This window comes from Caulobacter sp. AP07 (assembly GCF_000281955.1).
Classification (GTDB): domain Bacteria; phylum Pseudomonadota; class Alphaproteobacteria; order Caulobacterales; family Caulobacteraceae; genus Caulobacter.
The window spans coordinates 1-19,623 of record NZ_AKKF01000137.1 but is presented as its reverse complement, the minus strand read 5'-3'; the positions used below and the strand labels follow the sequence as shown (position 1 = coordinate 19,623).

17 protein-coding genes are annotated in these 19,623 nt (G+C 69.6%); 8 read left to right on the top strand and 9 right to left on the bottom strand.

What is annotated here, in order from left to right:
- Positions 1 to 2,007 (bottom strand): outer membrane protein assembly factor BamB family protein (locus PMI01_RS10110; RefSeq protein ID WP_007667637.1); only part of this gene is annotated, 2,007 nt, incomplete at its 3' end.
- Positions 2,008 to 2,216: 209 nt separating this feature from the next.
- On the opposite strand from PMI01_RS10110, the gene PMI01_RS10105 reads away from it, so the two are divergent.
- Positions 2,217 to 2,771 carry a hypothetical protein gene (locus tag PMI01_RS10105; protein WP_007667636.1) on the top strand — a complete coding sequence of 185 codons (555 nt, stop codon included), beginning with the start codon at positions 2,217 to 2,219 and terminating at the stop codon, positions 2,769 to 2,771.
- A gap of 2 nt (positions 2,772 to 2,773) precedes the next feature.
- On the top strand, positions 2,774 to 3,076 hold the full coding sequence (locus PMI01_RS10100) for a winged helix-turn-helix domain-containing protein (protein WP_007667635.1): 303 nt from the start codon (positions 2,774 to 2,776) through the stop codon (positions 3,074 to 3,076).
- Between the two features lie 146 nt (positions 3,077 to 3,222).
- Here PMI01_RS10100 and glmM read toward each other — a convergent pair whose 3' ends face one another.
- Complete coding sequence (gene glmM, locus PMI01_RS10095; protein WP_007667634.1) at positions 3,223 to 4,569, bottom strand: phosphoglucosamine mutase; 1,347 nt, start codon at positions 4,567 to 4,569, stop codon at positions 3,223 to 3,225.
- Positions 4,570 to 4,729: 160 nt separating this feature from the next.
- On the opposite strand from glmM, the gene glmS reads away from it, so the two are divergent.
- On the top strand, positions 4,730 to 6,550 hold the full coding sequence (gene glmS / locus PMI01_RS10090; protein ID WP_007667633.1) for a glutamine--fructose-6-phosphate transaminase (isomerizing): 1,821 nt from the start codon (positions 4,730 to 4,732) through the stop codon (positions 6,548 to 6,550).
- 36 nt (positions 6,551 to 6,586) lie between these two features.
- On the opposite strand, the gene arr is transcribed toward glmS, so the two are convergent.
- The 3 genes from arr to PMI01_RS10075 form a co-directional block, all read right to left on the bottom strand.
- Positions 6,587 to 7,003, bottom strand: coding sequence for an NAD(+)--rifampin ADP-ribosyltransferase (arr, locus tag PMI01_RS10085; RefSeq protein WP_007667632.1), 417 nt, complete (start codon positions 7,001 to 7,003; stop codon positions 6,587 to 6,589).
- A gap of 207 nt (positions 7,004 to 7,210) precedes the next feature.
- Entirely contained in the window at positions 7,211 to 8,626 is a 1,416-nt protein-coding gene (locus PMI01_RS10080; protein WP_007667631.1) for an APC family permease, read from the bottom strand.
- Positions 8,627 to 8,704: 78 nt separating this feature from the next.
- Positions 8,705 to 10,078 carry a metallophosphoesterase gene (locus PMI01_RS10075; protein WP_007667630.1) on the bottom strand — a complete coding sequence of 458 codons (1,374 nt, stop codon included), beginning with the start codon at positions 10,076 to 10,078 and terminating at the stop codon, positions 8,705 to 8,707.
- 110 nt (positions 10,079 to 10,188) lie between these two features.
- Here PMI01_RS10075 and PMI01_RS10070 point away from each other — a divergent pair, with 110 nt between their 5' ends.
- Positions 10,189 to 10,650 carry an SAM-dependent methyltransferase gene (locus tag PMI01_RS10070; protein WP_007667629.1) on the top strand — a complete coding sequence of 154 codons (462 nt, stop codon included), beginning with the start codon at positions 10,189 to 10,191 and terminating at the stop codon, positions 10,648 to 10,650.
- Between the two features lie 9 nt (positions 10,651 to 10,659).
- Here PMI01_RS10070 and PMI01_RS10065 read toward each other — a convergent pair whose 3' ends face one another.
- From PMI01_RS10065 to PMI01_RS10055, 3 genes are all read right to left on the bottom strand, one after another.
- Entirely contained in the window at positions 10,660 to 11,718 is a 1,059-nt protein-coding gene (locus tag PMI01_RS10065) for an alpha/beta hydrolase-fold protein (protein ID WP_007667621.1), read from the bottom strand.
- 78 nt (positions 11,719 to 11,796) lie between these two features.
- Positions 11,797 to 12,993, bottom strand: coding sequence for an SAM-dependent methyltransferase (locus tag PMI01_RS10060; protein ID WP_007667619.1), 1,197 nt, complete (start codon positions 12,991 to 12,993; stop codon positions 11,797 to 11,799).
- A gap of 87 nt (positions 12,994 to 13,080) precedes the next feature.
- The gene (locus tag PMI01_RS10055; RefSeq protein ID WP_007667617.1) at positions 13,081 to 14,076 is read right to left on the bottom strand and encodes an aldo/keto reductase; all 996 of its coding nucleotides are present in this window, start codon (positions 14,074 to 14,076) and stop codon (positions 13,081 to 13,083) included.
- Positions 14,077 to 14,172: 96 nt separating this feature from the next.
- Here PMI01_RS10055 and PMI01_RS10050 point away from each other — a divergent pair, with 96 nt between their 5' ends.
- The 4 genes from PMI01_RS10050 (at position 14,173) to PMI01_RS10035 (ending at position 18,831) form a co-directional block, all read left to right on the top strand.
- Entirely contained in the window at positions 14,173 to 15,072 is a 900-nt protein-coding gene (locus PMI01_RS10050; RefSeq protein WP_007667606.1) for a LysR family transcriptional regulator, read from the top strand.
- A 210-nt stretch (positions 15,073 to 15,282) separates the two neighbouring features.
- Positions 15,283 to 16,311: an aspartate-semialdehyde dehydrogenase gene (locus PMI01_RS10045; protein ID WP_007667593.1), complete on the top strand. Its 1,029-nt coding sequence runs from the start codon at positions 15,283 to 15,285 to the stop codon at positions 16,309 to 16,311.
- A 134-nt stretch (positions 16,312 to 16,445) separates the two neighbouring features.
- Positions 16,446 to 17,348 (top strand): EamA family transporter RarD, encoded by a 903-nt coding sequence (gene rarD / locus PMI01_RS10040; RefSeq protein WP_007667590.1) that lies wholly within the window; start codon positions 16,446 to 16,448, stop codon positions 17,346 to 17,348.
- A gap of 61 nt (positions 17,349 to 17,409) precedes the next feature.
- Positions 17,410 to 18,831 (top strand): MFS transporter, encoded by a 1,422-nt coding sequence (locus PMI01_RS10035; protein WP_007667588.1) that lies wholly within the window; start codon positions 17,410 to 17,412, stop codon positions 18,829 to 18,831.
- Here the strand turns inward: PMI01_RS10035 and PMI01_RS10030 are convergent.
- Positions 18,828 to 19,623 (bottom strand): transporter (locus PMI01_RS10030; RefSeq protein ID WP_007667585.1); only part of this gene is annotated, 796 nt, incomplete at its 5' end. The two genes, PMI01_RS10035 and PMI01_RS10030, sit on opposite strands and share 4 nt — an antisense overlap.

Genomic DNA, 19,623 nt, shown 5'->3' with positions numbered 1-19,623 from the left:
CGGCAGGCCCCAGCCGGCGTTGACGTCGATGGCGTAGGGCGTGCCGGCCTGCGGGTCGCCCGCGCCCTCGGCGCCCGTTTTCATCGGGCCGCCGCGAGCCTCGCCGCGCGGGGCCCAGCCCTTGGCGTCGGCCTCCTTGCGGGGGACCAGGCGGTTGTAGTTGGGCATGTCGTTGTAGTTGGCGACGATCACGCCGCGGCTGGAATCGATGGCGATCCCGCCCCAGTCCGAACCGCCGTTGTAGCCGGGATACTGGATGTAGCGGCGGTCGGCGACGGGCGGGGTGTAGAAGCCGTCATACTTGGCGCGCCGGAACTGGATGCGGCAGACCATCTGGTCGATCGGCGACATGCCCCACATCTGGCGCTCGGTCAGGTCGGGCTTGCGCAGGGTGTGGTAGAGCGAGACCGGCTGGGTCGGCGAGCGTTGCCCGGGCTCCAGCCCGCCTTGGGGCACGGCCCGCTCCCGCACCCCGGCCAAGGGTTGGCCGGTGCGGCGGTCGAGCACGTAGATGTCGCCCTGCTTGCTGGGCAGCACCACGGCCGGGACCGGGCCGGCGGCGGTCGGGAAGTCGACCAGGGAGCCCTGTGAGCCGAGGTCATAGTCCCAGACGTCGTTGTGCACGGTCTGGAAGCTCCAGCGCGGCTTGCCGGTGGTCACGTCCAGCGCCACCAGCGAGGTCGAATACTGCTTCTCCAGCGGCGAGCGGCTGCTGCTCCAGTAGTCGGCGGCCGAGACGCCCAGCGGCAGGTAGACCAGGCCCAGGGCCTCGTCGCCGGTCGCCGTGGTCCACATGTTGGGCGTGCCCTTGGTGTAGGTCTCGCCGGGCGGCGGCCGGTCGGGGCGATCGGGGCGGGCCATGTCCCAGGCCCAGCGCAGGGCGCCGGTCATGGCGTCGAAGCCCTGGATCACGCCGGACGGCGCGTCGCGCCGCTGACCGTCCAGCACCTGGTGGCCGACGACGATCACCCCGCGCACGATGGTCGGGGCCGAGGTGATCGACAGCATGCCGGGCGCGCTGGGGCCCATGCCGTCTGCGGTCAGGATCTGGCCGTCCTGACCGAAGTCGGCGCAGGGGACGCCGGTGCGGGCGTCGACGGCGATCAGCCGGGCGTCCAGCGTGCCCTCGATGATCCGCGTCGCGCAGGCCTGGCCGGGCTTGGCGTCGGGCGCGGCGTAGTAGCTCACGCCCCGGCAGGCGGCGGTATAGGGGATGGCGTCGTCCAGGACCTTGGGGTCGTGACGCCAGCGGGTCTGGCCGGTGGCCGCGTCGATGGCGATCATGATGTTCTTGGGCGTGCAGACATAGAGGGTGTCGCCGACCTTCAACGGGGTGTTCTCGGCCCCGTACTTGCCGTCGGCGGCGGCGCTGGGCATGTCGCCGGTGCGGATCATCCACACCCGCTGCAGCTTGCGGACATTGATCGGGTTGAGCTGGCCGAGCGGCGAATAGCGCTGGCCGGCATAGGTGCCGCCATAGGCCGGCCAGTCGGCGCCGACCCGCAGCAGGGAGGGGTCGTTGTCGGTCATGGCGGCGACGGCCGGCAGGGGGCCGTCGACCTTGGCCTGGTTGGCCTTGGCCACCGCCACGCCGCCGACCAGCAGGACCGCCAGCAGGCCCGCCAAGCCGCCCAGGGCCTTGCGCCGTCCGGCCGGGCCGGGGTCGAGCAGGGGCAGGGCGGCCAGCACCAGGACCAGCAGCACGGTGGGGGCGACGACCCGCGGCACGAGGGCCCAGCCGTTCAGCCCGACCTCCCACAGCGCCCACGGCAGGGTGGCGACATAGACGCCGACATAGATCCAGGCGCCCAGCGCCCTGCGTCGGACCAGCATTGCCCCGGAAGCCAGCAGGCCCAGGCCCGCCAGGACGTAGTAGGGCGAGCCGCCCAGCACCGCCAGCCAGGCGCCGCCGAGGGTCAGGGTCAGGCCGATCAGGGCCAGGACGACGCCCAGGAGCCCGACGACCCAGCCGCCCGCGCCCCTTCTGGGTGATGCCACGGACGCCATGCGGTGCTCCAAGCTGAACGGCCTTCGAGGGCAGAACAGGCTGGCGCGGCCGTTAGTTCCTCGACCGGCGAGCCCGCGCTCTGTCGACAGGCTTTCGGCCTGCCCGCGAGGGGATGTCGGGTCGGCCCGAACGCTCTGCTTGACAGAGTATCGAATTCACATACTCTGAAGTACAGAGTGCTCTGACATGAGCGCAAAAGGAGAGCGTCATGGTCATTTCCCGGACCGAGGCCGCGTCGGCGCTGACCGACATCGAACAGACCGCCGGCCGCAGCCGGGTGCTGAAGAGCTACCAGATCGCCGGACCGATCCTGATGGTCTGGGGCGTGGTCTGGGCCATCGGCTACAGCGCCATGGGACTGCTGCCGGCCGAGCGATGGGGCATGATCTGGCTGGCGCTCGACGTGGCCGGCGCCGTGGCGACCGTCCTGCTGTCGCGGCGACCCAAGGCGGCCGGCAAGGCCGGCGCGGGCTGGCGGATCGGTGTCGGCGTCCTGGCGATCATGGCCTTCTTCGTCGCCAGCTACGCGGTGTTCCAGCCGACCACCATCGCGCCGGCCATCGTCTATCCGGGCCTGGTCACCGGCCTGGTCTATGTGGGCGTCGGCATCGTCTTCATGCCGCGCTTTCTGTGGATCGGCGCGGCGGTGTTCGCGGCCAGCCTGATCGGCTATTTCCTGTTCCAGCCCTGGCTCGCCTTCTGGATGGCGGCGGTCGGGGGCGGCGGCCTGTTGCTGGGCGGCCTGTGGCTGCGGAGGGCGTGAGCGTGGCGCAATTGGACGAGCTGATCCATCAGCCCCTGCGGCTGAAGATCATGGCCGCGCTCCATGCCGAGCCGGGCGGCGAACCGGTGGAGTTCTCGCGCCTGAAGGCCGTGACCCAGGCCACCGACGGCAATCTCGGCAGCCACCTGACCACCCTGGAAAAGGCCGGCTATGTCGAGATCGCCAAGGATTTCGTCGGCAAGAAGCCCCGTACGCGGGTGGCCATGACCCTGGCGGGGCGCAAGGCGTTTCGCCGTCACGTCGACTATCTGCGCGAGGTGGTCGAAGGGGTGAGCGGGGACTGAGGTCCCGTCCAAAAAGTTGTCATCCCGGAAGCCTCGCAGAGGCTGTCCGGGACCCAGGGGCCGGCGCATCGCGGCTGCCCCTGGGTCCCGGGTCTTCGCTTCGCTACGCCCGGGATGACAACGGTTTGAGTTGAAGAGAAGGGGCGCTAGACCGCCTTCACCGCCGAGACGATCGACTTCACCACCTTCTTGACCAGGGCCAGGTCGTCGCCCTCGGCCATGATGCGGATCAGCGGCTCGGTGCCCGACGGGCGCACGACGATGCGGCCCGTGCCGTTCAGCTGGGCCTCGCCGTCGGCGATGGCTTCCTTGACCGTCTTGTGCTCCAGCGGCTTGCCGCCGGCGAAGCGGACGTTTTCCAGCAGTTGCGGCAGGGGCTCGAACTGGCGGCCCAGGGCGCTCATCGGTTTGCCCGACTGGATCATCACCGCCAGCACCTGCAGGGCCGCGATCAGGCCGTCGCCCGTGGTCGAGAAGTCCGACAGGATCACGTGGCCCGACTGTTCGCCGCCGATGTTGAAACCGCCTTCGCGCATGCGGGCCATCACATAGCGGTCGCCGACGCTGGTGCGCTCCAGCTTCAGGCCATTGTCGGTCATCAGCCGCTCGAGGCCGAGGTTGGACATCACCGTGGCGACCAGGCCGCCGGCGTTCAGCCGGCCGGCCTTGGCGAAGGCCAGGGCGATGATCGCCATGATCTGGTCGCCGTCGACCACCACGCCCTTCTCGTCGCAGATCACCAGCCGGTCGGCGTCGCCGTCCAGGGCGATGCCGATATCGGCCCGGTAGTCGCGCACCAGCTTGGCCATGGCCTCGGGATGGGTCGATCCGCACTCGGCGTTGATGTTGGTGCCGTTCGGGGCGACGCCGACGGTGATCACCTCCGCGCCCAGCTCGTAGAGCGCCGTGGGCGCCACCTTGTAGGCCGCGCCGTGCGCGCAATCGATGACGATGCGCAGGCCCGACAGGCTCAGATGGCGCGGGAAGGTCGCCTTGGCGATCTCGACATAGCGGGCCTGGGCGTCGTCGATGCGGGTGACGCGGCCCAGCCCCTCCGGCGGCGCCAGGCCCTCCTGCAGGCCCTCGTCCATCAGGGCCTCGATCTTCAGTTCCTGCTCGTCCGACAGCTTGTAGCCGTCGGGGCCGAACAGCTTGATGCCGTTGTCGGCAAAGTCGTTGTGCGAGGCGCTGATCATCACGCCGAGGTCGGCGCGCATCGAACGGGTCATCATCGCCACGGCGGGCGTGGGCAGCGGGCCGAACAGGCGCACGTCCATGCCGACGCTGGCGAAACCGGCCACCAGGGCGGGCTCGATCATGTAGCCCGACAGCCGGGTGTCCTTGCCGATCACCACCAGGTGGCGGCGGTCGTCCTGCGAGCGGAACAGCTTGCCGGCCGCCAGGCCGACGCGCAGGGCGACCTCGGCGGTCATCGGATGCTTGTTGGCCTGACCGCGGATGCCGTCGGTGCCGAAATAGGCGCGCTTGCTCATGGTCTTGTTCTGGTCTCGTTTAGGCCTCGGTCGAACCGCGAAACGATCCGAAATGCAGATTTATGAGGGCCGGGTCCTCACGAATGCTAAAGCCCGGCCTCGAAATATCCGCTTCGACAGCAATAGTCCGGTCGGAGCGTTCTACAAAGGATCATGGCCCATGTGCGGCATCATCGGCATCGTCGGCACCAAACCCGTCACGGAGCGCCTGATCGACAGCCTCAAGCGGCTGGAATATCGCGGCTACGACTCGGCCGGCGTCGCGGCCGTCGTGGACGGCAAGGTCGAGCGCCGGCGGGCCCAGGGCAAGATCAAGAACCTGGAGACGGTGCTGGTCGAACAGCCCCTGGCCGCCCAGAACGGCATCGGCCACGTGCGCTGGGCCACCCACGGCGCGCCCAACGTCGGCAACGCCCACCCCCACACCGCCGGCCGCGTCACCCTGGTGCACAACGGCATCATCGAGAACTTCGCCGAGCTGAAGGCCGAGCTGAAGGCCGCCGGCCGCGTCTTCGAGAGCGACACCGACACCGAGGTCATCGCCCACCTGATCGACGCCGAGCTGGCCACCGGCCTGACGCCGCTGGAGGCCTTCAAGGTCACGCTCGACCGCCTGACCGGGGCCTACGCCCTGGCGGTGCTGGTCGAGGGCGCCGACAACCTGATCCTCGGCGCCCGGCGCGGCAGCCCACTGGTGGTCGGCGAGGGCCAGGGCGAGATGTTCCTGGGCTCCGACGCCCTGGCCGTCGGCCCGTTCACCAACCGGGTGATCTATCTGGAGGAGGGCGACTTCGTGGCCCTCGACCACGGCGGCGCCCAGATCTTCGACGTCTCGGGCGCGCCGGTCGAGCGCCCCGTGAAGGTCGTCCCCGCCTCGGCCGTGATGATGGAGAAGGGCAACTACCGCCACTTCATGGAAAAGGAGATCCATGACCAGCCGGACGGCTGCCAGCGGACCATCGCGGCCTATGTCGACGCCCTGACCGCCCGCACCGCCATGCCCGGCGGTCTCGACTTCAAGACCCTGGAGCGCATCCAGATCGTCGCCTGCGGCACCTCCTACATCGCCGGGGTGATCGGCAAGTACCTGATCGAGCAGCTGGCCGACCTGCCGGTCGACGTCGAGATCGCCTCGGAATTCCGCTACCGCCAGCCGGCCCTGCGCCCGGGCTCGCTGGTGATCGCCATGTCGCAGTCGGGCGAGACCGCCGACACCCTGGCCGCCCTGCGCTACTGCAAGGCCAAGGGCATGAAGAGCGCCGTGGTGGTCAACGCCCAGGAGTCCACCATGGCCCGCGAGGTCGACGTGGTCTGGCCGATCCATTGCGGACCGGAGATCGGCGTGGCCTCGACCAAGGCCTTCACCGCCCAGGTCAGCGTGATGATCGCCCTGGCCGTCGCCGCCGCCAAGGCGCGCGGGACGATCGACGCCGCCGAGGAGCAGCGCCTGGTCAGGGTGATGCTGGAGGCCCCGCGCCTGATCGCCGAGGCCATCGGCCTGGAGGACAGCCTCAAGGAGATCGCCGCCGAGATCGCCAAGGCCCGCGACGTGCTCTATCTGGGCCGCGGCCCGATGTCGGCCCTGGCCCTGGAAGGCGCGCTGAAGCTCAAGGAGATCAGCTACATCCACGCCGAGGGTTACGCGGCCGGCGAGCTGAAGCACGGTCCGATCGCCCTGGTCGACGACCAGACCCCGATCATCATTCTCGCGCCCTACGACTCTTGGTTTGAAAAGTCGGCCTCGAACATGAGCGAGGTGATGGCGCGCGGCGGCCAGGTGGTGTTCATCACCGACCCCGAGGGCGCCAAGCACGCCCCGGCCGGCGCCAAGGTGGTGGTCACCGCCCCGGCCAGCGACCCGCTGGTCTCGGCCCTGGTGATGTCGGCCCCGATCCAGCTGCTGGCCTACCACGTCGCGGTGCTGAAGGGCGCGGACGTGGATCAGCCGCGGAATTTGGCGAAGTCGGTGACGGTGGAGTAGGGGGCGCCCAGCCATCGTTGGATGGACGCTTCAGGTTCAGTCCTCGATAGCCTCGACGCCAAGCTGCTCGAGATGGGCCAGGTGGTCATTCATGGCCTTGAGCTGTTCTGGCGAATGCCCCTTCCAATCGCTCACCTCGCCGATGATCCGGAGCGGATCACGTGTGCGGTATGACTTCGTCGGATTGCCTGGGAACTTCCTGTCCGTCAGGTTGGGATCGTCTTCGAAGGGGCCGGTCGGCTCCACGATGTAGATCCTGCCTGGCCCTTCGCCCAAGGCCAGCTCCGCCCCCCAGGTGGCCGCGTCCAGCGTGGCGCTCAGATAGACATAGGCGGCCTTCTTCTTCTTGCCGTAGTTGGAGGCGTAGCCGGGTCCGATCAGATCGCCCGTTTTCAGATCTGCTTTCGTGCCGTGGTAGAGCGGCTGCGCGCCTGGCGTGGCTATGGCTGTCATCGATCAACGGCCTTTCCGAAAATTGGGAACAACGGTCCCCTGCGTCGCGGGCGCTATAAACTGCGCATAAATCACCGGCCGCCAATTCTTGAACTCGAATTTTTCGGCCCCAAATCCCTATCCAGCCGACGGAGCGGGGCACTGCGCTGGGGCGGAGTCCCCCATCGGTGCGCCATGCGCTTGTCCGGAACGACGGCTTGGCGAGGTTCAGCCTCGCGCCAGCTTCGAATTGCGCGCCGAATAGCCGAAGTACAGCACGCAGGCCGCAGCCACCCACAGGCCGAACAGGATCCAGGTGTCGAGCGGCAGGCCGATGATCAGGTAGCCGCAGAAGGCGACGCTCAGCGCCGGGACTACCGGATAGAACGGCACGCGGTAGCCGCGCGGCAGGTCCGGCTGGGTTCGCCGCAGGATGATCACCCCCAGCGAGACGATGGCGAAGGCGATCAGGGTGCCCATGCTGGTCAGGTTGACCAGGGTGTCGAGCGGCACGAAGGCGGCCAGCACGGCGATGAAGGCCGCGACGATGTAGGTGTTGAGGTCCGGGGTCTGGGTCCTGGGGTCGACCCGCTGGAACAGCTTGGGCAGCAGGCCGTCGCGGCTCATGGCGTAGAGGATGCGGGTCTGGCCGTACATCACCACCAGGGTGATGCTGAAGATCGAGACGATGGCCCCGACGCAGAGGATCAGCGAGGTCCAGCTGGCGCCGGTCAGGTTGCGCAGGATCACCGCCAGCCCGGCTTCCTGGCCGGCGAAGGCGGTCCAGGGCTGGGCCCCGACGGCCGCCAGGGCGACCAGGATATAGACCGCCGTGACGATCAGCAGGCTGAGGATGATGCCCAGCGGCAGGGTGCGGCGCGGGTCCTTGACCTCGTCGCCGGCCGTCGAGACCGCGTCGATGCCGATGTAGGAGAAGAAGATCGACGAGGCCGCCGCGCCGATCCCGGCCACGCCCATCGGCGCGAACGGCTTGAGGTTCTCGGCGTGGAAGCCGCTGAAGGCGATGACCACGAAGAACAGCAGCACCAGCAGCTTGAGCACCACCAGCACGGCGTTGACCGTCACCGACTCCTTCACCCCGCGCAGCAGCAGCACCATGCACGCCCCGACCAGCACCACGGCCGGCAGGTTGAACACCCCGCCCGCGCCGGGAGCCTTGGCGATGGCGTCGGGCATCCGCCAGCCGATCAGGTCGGAGAACATCTCGTTCAGGTACTGGCCCCAGCCGACGGCGATGGCCGAGGCCGACACCGCGTACTCCAGCAGCAGGCAGGCCCCGACGATGAAGGCCACGAACTCGCCCAGGGTGGCGTAGGCGTAGGAATAGGACGAGCCCGACACCGGAATGGTCGAGGCCAGCTCGGCGTAGCACAGGGCGGTCAGGGCGGCGGTGATCCCGGCGATCACGAACGACACCACCACCGCCGGGCCGGCGGCGGGCACGGCGGTGGTCAGGGCCACGAAGATGCCGGTGCCGATGGTGGCCCCGACCCCGAGCATGGTCAGCTGGAACAGGCCGATCGAGCGGTGCAGCCCCTCTTCGGGCAAGTGCTCGCCGCCCTCGGCGATGACCCGCCCGACCGGCTTGCGCCGAAACAGGTCGGCCGCGCGAAACTGACCCATGGATGCCGGCCCCAGCCTTGGGGTCCCAGGATGCGACCGCCCTTGCGGCGGCTAACTACCCCCGGGCGGCGTCGGACATCAACCGTGCAGGCCGTCCTTGATCGCCTGCTTGACCCTCAAGCCCGGAACCTCGGTGAACACCAGGTCGTCGCGGCCGAAATAGCCCTTCTGCCGCTTGGCGCACCAGTCGGTGGTGACGATCACGTAGCGGCCCTTGGCGGCAGGCCTCGTCGGGGCGCCGTAGACGAAGTCGCCGGTGCGGCGGGCCAGCGGCAGGTCGCCGTCCTGGTTGGCGCGCGACAGGATGTCGGCCAGCACCTGGGCGCTGACTTCGGCCCTCATCATCGCGCCGTCGAAACGGACCACGGCGTCGTAGGCGTACTGGGTCAGGTCGCCGGCCGGCAGGCCCGTGCCCAGGGTGGTGTGGCCCATGAAGCCGACGTCGGCGCCGGCCGCCCGGGCCATGATCGCCGCCACCGCCCGGCCGGTGTCGCCCAGCGACAGGGCCTTGGGGATGCGCGCGACCACCGCGGTCTCGGCCGGGGTCAGCTGGGCCTTCAGGGTCGCGGCGACCAGGGCGGCCAGGGCCGGGTCGGCCGGTCCGGCCGGATCGACATGGACGCGCGCGACGCGGATCGGCGCGGCCTTGTCGGCCAGGTCGATGGTCGCCACGCTCAGCGGTTCGCCCCAGGCGCCGGTGTGGACATAGCGGGTGCGGCCCTGGGCGTGGTCGAAGGCCAGGTGGTCGTGGCCGCCCAGGACCAGGGTCCCGTCGGGGATGGTCGGCAGGATCAGCTTGTCGGCCGGCAGGCCCGCATGGCTCATGACGATCAGCAGGCCGTCGTCGGGGGCGGTCTTGGGCAGGTTGGCCGCCGCCCAGGCGGCCGGGTCCGGAACGGACAGGGTCGGGCGGATGTCCTTGGGATAGGTGTCGAGCGAATTGGTGGCCAGGCCGACCAGGTGGACCGGGAAGCCGAGGTCCAGGGTGGCCCGCGACGCAGCGGCCGGGCGGCCGGTGCGGGCGTCGACGATGTTGCTGAGCACGGTGATGCCCAGGGCCCGGGCCCGGTCGATGGTCTTGGCCTGGTCATCGACCAGGTCGGCGTCGTGGTTGCCCAGGTTGAGGACCACCGGCGCCAGCTGGGTCAGGGCCTCCAGGAACGCCCAGTCCAGCGATCCGCCGGTGCGCTGGGCCACGACGTTGCCGTGCTCGAACAGGTCGCCGTCCAGCAGGATCAGGCTGGGCGCGCGGTCGCGGCGGACCACCCGGCGCATGGTTTCCAGCAGCGGCGCCAGGCGGGCGTAGGCCGAGTGCAGGTCCGACAGCATCAGCACCTTGGCCCGGCCGCGCGACGGCGCCGCCAGGGCCGGCCCGCCCGCCAGGCCCGCCAGGCCGACCCCCATCGACGCCGCCAGCAGGGTCCGCCGAGACATCGCGTTCGAACCGTTCATCTCATGCTCCCGCATCACGCCGTCCGGCCTGCCTAGCCCGCTTGGCCGCCGTCGCCAACCGGCGCGCCGACGTCTAGGCTGGCCGGATCAACGAAAAGGGGGCGAACGCGATGTCCATCACCATGACGCCGATCGGAACCGTGCATGGCGGCCGTGACGCGCCGGAGGACGATGACTGGGGCCGGAGCCGGGCGCGGATCGACCTGGACCCCGCCCGGTTCGACGCCGAGGCCCTGGCCGGCCTGGACGCCTTCAGCCATGTCGAGGTGATCTATGTCTTCGACCGGGTCGGCGACGACCAGATCGTCAGCGGCGCGCGGCATCCGCGCGGCAATACGGCCTGGCCGAAGGTCGGCATCTTCGCCCAGCGCGGCAAGAACCGGCCCAACCGTATCGGGGTGACGGTCTGCGACATCGTCTCGGTCGAGGGCCTGTCGCTGGAGGTCCAGGGCCTGGACGCCATCGACGGCACGCCGGTGCTCTACCTCAAGCCGGTGATGGCCGGCTTCGCCCCCCGCGGCGCGCACCGCGAACCCGACTGGGCGCGGGAGATCATGAAGAACTACTGGTAGGCGTAGGGGCTAAGACCCATCGAACACCAGCGTCCTGGCGAAGAACGGCAGCAGGTCGGTATAGATGCGGCCTGTCTCGCCCCAGGTGCGGTCGCCCCAGCCGCCGACATATTCCTCGGCCTCGTGCGGCACGCCGTACTCGGTCAGCTGGCGCGAGAAGGCCTGGTTGGAGATCACGTGGTCGGGGTTGGGATCGTTGCGACCCCAGTCGAACTTCAGCCCGCGCAGGGTCTTCAGGTTGTCGGCGTAGCGCGGCAGGGCGTGGTCGAGCAGGAAGCCGTCCTGTAGTTTCGCGGTCAGGGCCGTGTCGATCACCAGCCGCCCGTTCACCTTGCGGGCCGGCAGGTCGGCATACAGCGGCGGCTTGTCAGGGTTGGGCAGGTGGGCCTGGTAGATGGCGGTGAAGATCCGCGAGAACGGGTCGTCCTTCAGGTCGTCCAGCGACCTGGCGTTCTGCAGGCGATCGAGGTCGGGACGCGACGACATGGTCTGCAGGCCCAGCCCCGTGCCCACGGGGTGCAGGGCGTAGACCGCGCCGAACACGTCCGGATGGCGCATGCCGAAGGCGATCGCGCCATGGCCGCCCATCCGGTCCCCGGCCAGGCCCCGCGAGGCGCGGTCGGGCAGGGTGCGGAAATGGCCATCGACCCAGGGGACCAGTTCCTGAACCATGAAGTCGCGCCAGCGGCCGGTGACCGGCGAATTGGCGTAGATCGAACCGCCGAGCGGCGTGCCGAAATCGGCGCTGACCACGATCACCGGGCCGATGACCCTGGCCGCGATCGCCCGGTCGAACAGGCCCTGGGCGTCATGCTCGGCATAGAGCGTGCGCTGGTCCTCGAACAGGTTGTGCAGGAAGTAGATCACCGGATAGCGGCGGCCCGAGGTCGCGTAGCCGTCGGGCAGATAGACCGTCACCCGCCGTCGCGGGCTGACGTCGATCTTGACGCCCTCGAACTGGCGCGAGGCGACCTCCAGGTCGCGCACTTCGCTGGCCGCCCGCGCGGCGAGCGGCGTCGACAGCAGCAACAGCGTCGGAACGAGCAGGGACAGCCAGCGACGGGTCATCTCGACCTCTCCATGTCACACTGGGGAGAACGCCACGCCACTCAACCTTGATGAGAAAGAAACACCCGCCAGTGAGGCTTAATTGCGACCCTGCCGCTCGCCGTCGACCATGTAGTCGCGGGTCATCGGCAGGGCGCCGACCTTCCTGGCGACCTGGATCTGGAAGACCATGTGACCGCCGTAGCGGAAGCCCAACTCGGCCCCGCACAGGTAGAACTCCCACATCCGCCGGAACCGCGCGTCGAACATCGTCGGGATGTCCGGATCGGCCAGGAACCGCATCCGCCAGTGCTTGCAGGTCTCGGCATAGTGCAGGCGCAGGATCTCGATGTCGGTGATCCACAGGCCGGCCTCCTCGACCGCCTTGACGATCTCCGACAGGCCCGGGATGTAGCCGCCGGGGAAGATGTACTTCTGGGTGAAGGCGTTGGTCGCGCCGGGGCCGGACATCCGGCCGATCGAATGGATCACCGCCGAGCCGTCGTCGGCCAGCAGCTTCTTGACCGTCTCGAAATAGGTCCGGAAGTTCGGCGCCCCGACGTGCTCCAGCATGCCGACCGAGACGATGCGGTCGAAGGTCTCGTTCAGGTCGCGATAGTCGGTCAGCCGGAACTCGACCTGGTCGGACAGGCCGGCCTGCTCCGCCCGCTCCGTGGCCAGGGCCAGTTGTTCGGTGGACAGGGTGACCCCGGTCATCTTCGCCCCGTGGTCGGCCGCCAGGGTCAGGGCCATGCCGCCCCAGCCCGAGCCGATGTCGAGCACCTTCATGCCGGGTGTGATATTCAGCTTGGCGCCGATATGGGCCTTCTTGGCGGCCTGGGCCTCTTCCAGCGTCATGTCGGGCCGGGCGAAATAGGCGCAGCTGTACTGCATGTCCTTGTCGAGGAAGCGCCGGTAGAGCTCGTTCGACACGTCGTAGTGGTGGGCGACGTTGCGGCGCGAGGCGATGCGGTCGTTGATCGACTGCACGGTGCGCTTGACCGTCTTTCGGGTGCGGGTCAGCCACGAGCCGCGCTTGGGCGTGCGGCCGCCGCTCTTGCCGACGATCTCCAGCAGGTCCCACAGCGTGCCCTGGTCCAGCGTCAGGTCGCCGTCCATATAGGCCTCGCCGAGGCCGAGACTGGGATTGGAGACCAGGCGGCGCAGGCCCTTGCCGGTGATGCGCATGACCACCGGCGGGCCCGAGCCGTCGCCGGCCGTCTTCACGGAACCGCCAGGGAGGTGGACGGTCAGGTTGCCCACCTTGACCATCTTGTTCAGCAGAGCTTCGATCATGGCCGCGACCCTAGCGCGAGGGTCGCGGCCAAGAACAGGCCGAAATTTTCGTCCGCGTCCCCTTGCAAAGCGACGCTCGCGAACCAGTCAGCGCTCGCTGTCGAGGTGGGCCATCTGGGCCTCGGCGTAGCGCGTGCCGGCCGCTGCGTCCCTGGGCACGGCCCGTTCGATGGCGGCCAGGTCGTCGGCCGACAGGGTGACGTCCAGCGCGCCGAGCGACTCGGTGAGGCGCGAGCGGGTGCGCGCCCCGACCAGCGGCACGATGTCGTCGCCCTGGGCCGCGACCCAGGCGATGGCGATCTGGGCGACACTGACGCCCTTGGCCGCCGCGATGGTCCGCAGGGCCTCGACCAGGGCCAGGTTCCTGTCGACATTGTCGCCCTGGAAGCGCGGCGTGTGGGCGCGGTAGTCGCCCTTTTCCTGGCCCTTGCTCTTGTCCCAATGGCCGCTGATCAGGCCGCGCGACAGCACGCCATAGGCGGTCATGCCGACGCCCAGCTCACGCAGCACCGGCAGGATCTTGTCCTCGAGGCTCCGCGAGATCAGCGAATATTCGATCTGCAGGTCGACGATCGGGTGGACGGCGGCGGCCTTGCGGATCGTCTCGGCGCCCACTTCCGACAGGCCGATGTGGCGGACGTAGCCGGCCTTGACCATGTCGGCGATGGCCCCGACCGTGTCCTCGATCGGCACGACGGGGTCGAGGCGGGCCGGGCGATAGATGTCGATATGGTCGACGCCCAGGCGCTGCAGCGTATAGGCCAGGGAGGTCTTCACCGCCGCCGGACGGCCGTCGAAGCCGATCCAGCCGCCCGAGGGGTCGCGCTGGGCGCCGAACTTGACGCTGAGGATCGCCTGGTCGCGCTTGTGGCCTTTCAGGGCCTCGCCGATCAGCATCTCGTTGTGGCCCATGCCGTAGAAGTCGCCGGTGTCGATCAGGGTGATCCCGGCCTCCAGGGCGACGTCGATCGTGGCCAGGCTCTCGGCCCGGTCCGAGGGGCCGTACATCCCCGACATGCCCATGGCGCCCAGGCCCAGGGCCGAGACGGTGGGGCCGGTGTTTCCGAGTTTGCGCGTTTGCATGGGGAGGCTCCTGGAAAACGAGGAGGGGACTATGCGCCGCCGTCTCGCGTGCGATAATCCATTCAATCCCGCACGGGCTGTTTGGAATTTCGCACAATGCCAGCGCCCGACCTCGCCGACTTGGACGCCTTCACCGCCGTCGCCCGAGCGCGCAGCTTCCGCGGCGCGGCCGCCCTGCGCGGGGTGTCGCCGTCGTCGCTGTCGGAAGCCCTGCGCCGGCTGGAGGCCGACCTCGGCGTGCGCCTGCTCAACCGCACCACCCGCAGCGTCACCCCCACCGAGGCCGGCGAGCGGTTGCTGGCCCGGCTGACCCCGGCCCTGGCCGACGTGACCCTGGCCCTGGACGAGGTCAACGCCTTCCGCGACAGCCCGACCGGGGTGCTGAAGCTCAACGTGCCCGGCGCCGTGGCCCGCATCGTCTTCCCCGACCTGATCCCGCGCTTCCTGGCCGCCCATCCGGGCATCCGCGTCGAGGTCACCGCCGAGGACAGCTTCGTCGACGTGCTGGCCGCCGGCTTCGACGCCGGGGCGCGCTACGACGAGCGGCTGGAGAAGGACATGATCGCCGTGCCCCTGGCCGGGCCGCAGCGCTTCGTGGTGGTCGGCTCGCCGGCCTATTTCGCCAGGCACGGGCGGCCCACCCACCCGCGCGAGGTGCTCAATCACCCCTGCATCCGTCACCGGTTCCCGAGCGGGACCAGCTACGCCTGGGAGTTCGAGAAGGACGGCGAGGTGATCCGCGTCTCGCCCGAGGGGCCGCTGACCACCACCAGCGGCGACCTGGAACTGGCCGCGGCGGCGGCCGGGGTCGGCCTGCTGGCCACCTTCGAGGGCTTCGCGGCGGAGCTTATCGCGGCGGGCAAGCTGGAGACCGTGCTGGACGACTGGCTGCCGCCGTTCAGCGGGCCGTATCTCTACTATCCGAGCCGGAGGCACATGCCGGCGCCGTTGCGGGCGTTCGTGGATTTCGTGAAGGCGGAGCGGGCGGGACGCTGATGGGGACACACACTCGCCCCACTGCTCCCGCAGATTTGCAGAGTCGTTGCAGCGAGTGTGTGTCCCCGGCCGCATTCCGGTGAAATCTTCCCCCAACCCGCTGCGCTGAGCGCCGCATTAGAAACCCTGTTCTTGCTTCCGGGCGTTCCGGGGCGTAACGGGTCCGCTCCCGCTGCTGCAGGCGTGGAAACAATCGAATTGGAGGCTGCGATGGGTTACCGGGTCGCCGTGGTCGGCGCCACGGGCAATGTGGGCCGTGAGATGTTCAATATCCTCGAGGAACTGAAGTTCCCCGTCGAGAAAATGCATGCCATCGCCTCGCGTAAATCCATCGGCGTGGAAGTCTCGTTCGGCAGCCAGATCCTGCACTGCGAGGACCTGGAGCAGTTCGACTTCTCCAAGGTCGACATCGTGTTGATGAGCGCCGGCGGAGCGATCTCCAAGGCCTGGGGCGAGAAGATCGGCGCGGCCGGTCCGATCGTCATCGACAATTCCAGCCACTTCCGGATGGATCCGGACGTGCCGCTGGTGGTGCCGGAAGTGAACCCCGACGCCGTCAACTCCCTGCCCAAGAACATCATCGCCAACCCCAACTGCTCCACGGCGCAGCTGGTGGTGGTGCTCAAGCCCCTGCACGACGAGGCGAAGATCAAGCGCGTCGTCGTCTCGACCTACCAGTCGGTGTCGGGCGCGGGCAAGGAAGGCATGGACGAGCTGTGGGAGCAGACCAAGGGCGTGTTCGTCCTGGGCGCCCCGGCTCCGAAGAAGTTCACCAAGCAGATCGCCTTCAACGTCATCCCCCACATCGACTCCTTCATGGAGGACGGCTTCACCAAGGAAGAGTGGAAGATGATGATGGAGACCAAGAAGATCTTGGATCCGTCCATCAAGCTGGTCGCCACCTGCGTGCGGGTGCCGGTCATGGTTGGCCACGCCGAGGCGGTCAACATCGAGTTCGAGACCCCGCTGGACGAGGACGATGTCCGCGAGATCCTGCGCGACGCCGACGGCGTGTCCGTCGTCGATAAGCGCGAGGACGGCGGCTACATGACGCCCAAGGAAAGCGCCGGCGAGTTCCCGGTCTATGTGTCGCGCATCCGCACCGACCCCACGGTCGAGAACGGCATCGTACTCTGGTGCGTGGCCGACAACCTGCGCAAGGGCGCGGCGCTGAACGCCGTGCAGATCGCCCAGCTCCTGCATGAGCGCGGCCTGATCAAGCAGAAGACGCCGGCTTAAGACGACCCTCGTCGTCCCCGCCCGCGGCGGGGACGACGAAACCACCCTCTTCGGGACTGGAATTCGCCCCCGCCGCAACAAGCGGAATGACGGCGAAGCCTCCATCTGTCATTCGACCCCGAAAGGCGACGCCCATGGTTCCCAGCACCGTTCCGGACAGCAAGCCGGCCTATCTCGCCGGCGTGGCCTGCTATGGCCTCTGGGGCTTCCTGCCGCTCTATTTCCACCTGCTGCATCAACTGGGCGTCGGCTCGTGGGAGATGATCGCCCACCGCACGATGTGGTCGGTGCTGTGGGCCGGCGGCCTGGTGCTGCTGGCCCGGCAGGGCGGCCAGGTGGCGGCGGTGCTGCGCCAGCCCAGGACCCTGGCCATGCTGGCCCTGTCGACCCTGGCGATCTTCGGCAACTGGACGATCTACGTGTTCGCGGTCAACGCCGGCCACGTGATCGAGGCCAGCCTCGGCTATTACATCAACCCGCTGATGAACATGGCGGCCGGGGCGCTGCTGTTCCGTGAGCGGATGAGCTTCGAGGGCAAGGTCGCCATCGGCCTGGCCGCGGTCGGCGTCGCCATCCAGACCCTGGCCCTGGGTCACCTGCCCGTCGTCTCGCTGGGCCTGGCCCTGACCTTCTGCGTCTACGCCATCCTGCGCAAGCAGGTGAAGGCCGACGCCCAGACCGGACTGTTCATCGAGTGCGCCTACCTGGCCCTGCCGGGCCTGGCTTATGTCTGGTACCTGCAATCGAGCGGCGCCGGGCACTTCGGTTCGGGCGTCCCGGTGTCGACCCTGCTGATGCTGGCCGGCCCGGCCACCGTCGTGCCGCTGGCCCTGTTCGCCTGGTCGGCCCGCCGCCTGCCGCTCAGCGCCGTCGGCTTCCTGCAGTTCATCGCCCCGACCATCCAGTTCCTGCTCGGCGTCGCCCTGGGCGAGGCCTTCACGCCGCTGCGGGCCCTGTCGTTCGTGTTCATCTGGCTGGGCGTGGCGGTGTTCGCCTATGGGGCGTGGAAGCGGACGCGGGTGGTGGCGGCGGTTTGACGAATTGAGGTGTGCGGAGGGCGGACTCGGCAAATCCTCGCCGCTGATCCATCCTCCGCCGATGACCAGCGCCCTGCATCCTCCGTGCGACGAAGGCGTCATCCGCGCCAGCCCTTGTCCCGACCAGCCCGCGCCGCGCAAGCGCCTGGCCCTGGCGGCCACCGTGCTGGGCTCGAGCATGGCCTTCATCGACGGCTCGGTGGTCAATGTCGCCCTGCCGGCCATGCGGACCGCCCTGAAGGCCGATGCGGGGGAGGTGCAGTGGATCGTCAACGCCTACCTGCTGCTGCTGGGGGCGCTGGTCCTGATCGGCGGTTCGGCCGGCGACCGCTATGGCCGGCGCCGGGTGTTCGTCCTCGGCGTCGTGCTGTTCGGTCTGGCCTCGCTGGGCTGCGCCCTGGCCCCGGACGCCGGCTGGCTGATCGCCGCCCGGGCCGGGCAGGGGATCGCCGCGGCCCTGCTGGTCCCGGCCAGCCTGGCCATCCTCGGCGCGACCTTCAGCGACGCCGAGCGCGGCGGGGCGATCGGGGCCTGGGCCGGGTTCGGGGCGGTGACGGCGGCGATCGGGCCGGTGCTGGGCGGCTGGCTGGTCGACCACGTGTCGTGGCGGGCGATCTTCCTGATCAACCTGCCGCTGGCGGCCGCCACCGTCTGGCTGGCCCTGGCCGCCGTGCGCGAGAGCCGCGACCCGGACGTCGACCGCCTGGACTGGCTGGGCGCGGGCCTGGCCGCCACCGGCCTGGGCGCGGTGACCTGGGGCCTGACCGCGATCGGCGAGCGCGGCTGGGGCAGCCTCGCGGTCTGGGCCGCCCTGGCGGTCGGCGCCGCGCTGCTGGCCGCCTTCGTGGTCAGCCAGGCGCGCGAGAAACATCCGATGATGCCGCTGTCGCTGTATCGCTCCCGGACCTTCAGCGGCGCCAACCTGCTGACCCTGGCGCTGTATTTCGGCCTGACCGGCGCGCTGTTCTTCCTGCCATTCGAGCTGATCGCCCGCCATGGCTATTCGGCGGCCGGGGCCGGCGCGACCCTGCTGCCACTGTCGCTGGTGATGGGGACGCTGTCGGGCGTGGCCGGCAAGGCGGCCGACCGGTTCGGGGCCCGGCCGATGCTGACCATCGGCCCGATCGTGGCGGGCGTCGGCTTCGCCCTGCTGGGCGCGCCCTGGCTGGGCGGCGGTTACTGGACCGGCGTGCTGCCGGCCATGCTGGTGCTGGCGGTCGGCATGACCATCAGCGTCGCGCCGCTGACCAGCACGGTAATGGGGGCGGTCGCCGCCAGCCATGCCGGCGTCGCCTCGGGCGTCAACAACGCGGTGGCGCGGATCGCCGGCCTGCTGGCCGTGGCCGTGCTGGGGCTGGTCTATTTCGCGCCCGGACCCCAGGGCTATCCGTGGGTGATGGGGATCAGCGCGGCGGCGGCGGTGGCGGCGGGGATCGTCGGCGCGCTGATGATCGAGGCCAAGCAGGCGACCAGGGCCGGCTAGAACCGCTTGGCGACGCCCACCACCAGTTCCAGGTCCGGCGTGTCGCGGTTGAGCCCCAGATAGGCCGAGGCGTCGATCTGCAGGTCCGGGACCGAGGCCGGGGTCCAGCCGGCGGTCAGGTCGAAGCTGGCCGAGGTGACCCGGCCGGCGGGGTCGTCATCGACGTCGGCCCACAATTCGACGCCCAGGGACACCGGACCGAACGACCGGCCGACGCCGACGGCTCCCGCGAAGCCCGCATGGCGGCCCGAACCGTCGGCGTCGGGGCGCACGTCCGCTTCCGGCGACAGGGCCAGCGACCAGTCGCCGTTCAGCGGCACGGAGATCGGCGCGATCACCCCGCCCTGCCATGTCCCACCGCCGATCCCGTCGGCCCCGGTCGGCGCGGTCACGAACGGCTGCAGCGCGACGGAAAAGCCGTCGCCACCGGGATTGCGCAGCGACCAGCGCAGGGCCAGCCCCAGGTCGCCGGTCCCGTCGACGATGGACGTGGCCCCGGTGGCTCGGTCCTTCTGGCGCACCCGTTGGTGGGCGGTCCAGCTGAGCTGGCCCTCGACCGTCGGCGTCAGGCCCAGGCGCAGTTCCAGCGACCCGAAGGCGGTGTCGTCGGTCGAGGTCCCGCCGCCCCGGCTATAGGCGGCGTCGGCCAGGCCCAGCTCGGCCTGGAAGCGGCCGGCGTCCAGCACGCAGGGCGGCGAGCCCTTGCCGGGCCGGTCGGGACAGAAGTCGCGCGACGCGGCCTGGGCCAGGGCCGCGCCGCCCGCCGGCAGGGTCATGGCGGCCGCCAGTCCC

What these genes read in the sequence shown, in the direction of transcription:
- PMI01_RS10105 (WP_007667636.1), top strand. Translation starts at nt 2,217, where the DNA reads ATGGTCATTTCCCGGACCGAGGCCGCGTCGGCGCTGACCGACATCGAA.
- glmM (WP_007667634.1), bottom strand. Translation starts at nt 4,569, where the DNA reads ATGAGCAAGCGCGCCTATTTCGGCACCGACGGCATCCGCGGTCAGGCC.
- glmS (WP_007667633.1), top strand. Translation starts at nt 4,730, where the DNA reads ATGTGCGGCATCATCGGCATCGTCGGCACCAAACCCGTCACGGAGCGC.
- arr (WP_007667632.1), bottom strand. Translation starts at nt 7,003, where the DNA reads ATGACAGCCATAGCCACGCCAGGCGCGCAGCCGCTCTACCACGGCACG.
- PMI01_RS10080 (WP_007667631.1), bottom strand. Translation starts at nt 8,626, where the DNA reads ATGGGTCAGTTTCGCGCGGCCGACCTGTTTCGGCGCAAGCCGGTCGGG.
- PMI01_RS10075 (WP_007667630.1), bottom strand. Translation starts at nt 10,078, where the DNA reads ATGAACGGTTCGAACGCGATGTCTCGGCGGACCCTGCTGGCGGCGTCG.
- PMI01_RS10070 (WP_007667629.1), top strand. Translation starts at nt 10,189, where the DNA reads ATGTCCATCACCATGACGCCGATCGGAACCGTGCATGGCGGCCGTGAC.
- PMI01_RS10065 (WP_007667621.1), bottom strand. Translation starts at nt 11,718, where the DNA reads ATGACCCGTCGCTGGCTGTCCCTGCTCGTTCCGACGCTGTTGCTGCTG.
- PMI01_RS10060 (WP_007667619.1), bottom strand. Translation starts at nt 12,993, where the DNA reads ATGATCGAAGCTCTGCTGAACAAGATGGTCAAGGTGGGCAACCTGACC.
- PMI01_RS10055 (WP_007667617.1), bottom strand. Translation starts at nt 14,076, where the DNA reads ATGCAAACGCGCAAACTCGGAAACACCGGCCCCACCGTCTCGGCCCTG.
- PMI01_RS10050 (WP_007667606.1), top strand. Translation starts at nt 14,173, where the DNA reads ATGCCAGCGCCCGACCTCGCCGACTTGGACGCCTTCACCGCCGTCGCC.
- PMI01_RS10045 (WP_007667593.1), top strand. Translation starts at nt 15,283, where the DNA reads ATGGGTTACCGGGTCGCCGTGGTCGGCGCCACGGGCAATGTGGGCCGT.
- rarD (WP_007667590.1), top strand. Translation starts at nt 16,446, where the DNA reads ATGGTTCCCAGCACCGTTCCGGACAGCAAGCCGGCCTATCTCGCCGGC.
- PMI01_RS10035 (WP_007667588.1), top strand. Translation starts at nt 17,410, where the DNA reads ATGACCAGCGCCCTGCATCCTCCGTGCGACGAAGGCGTCATCCGCGCC.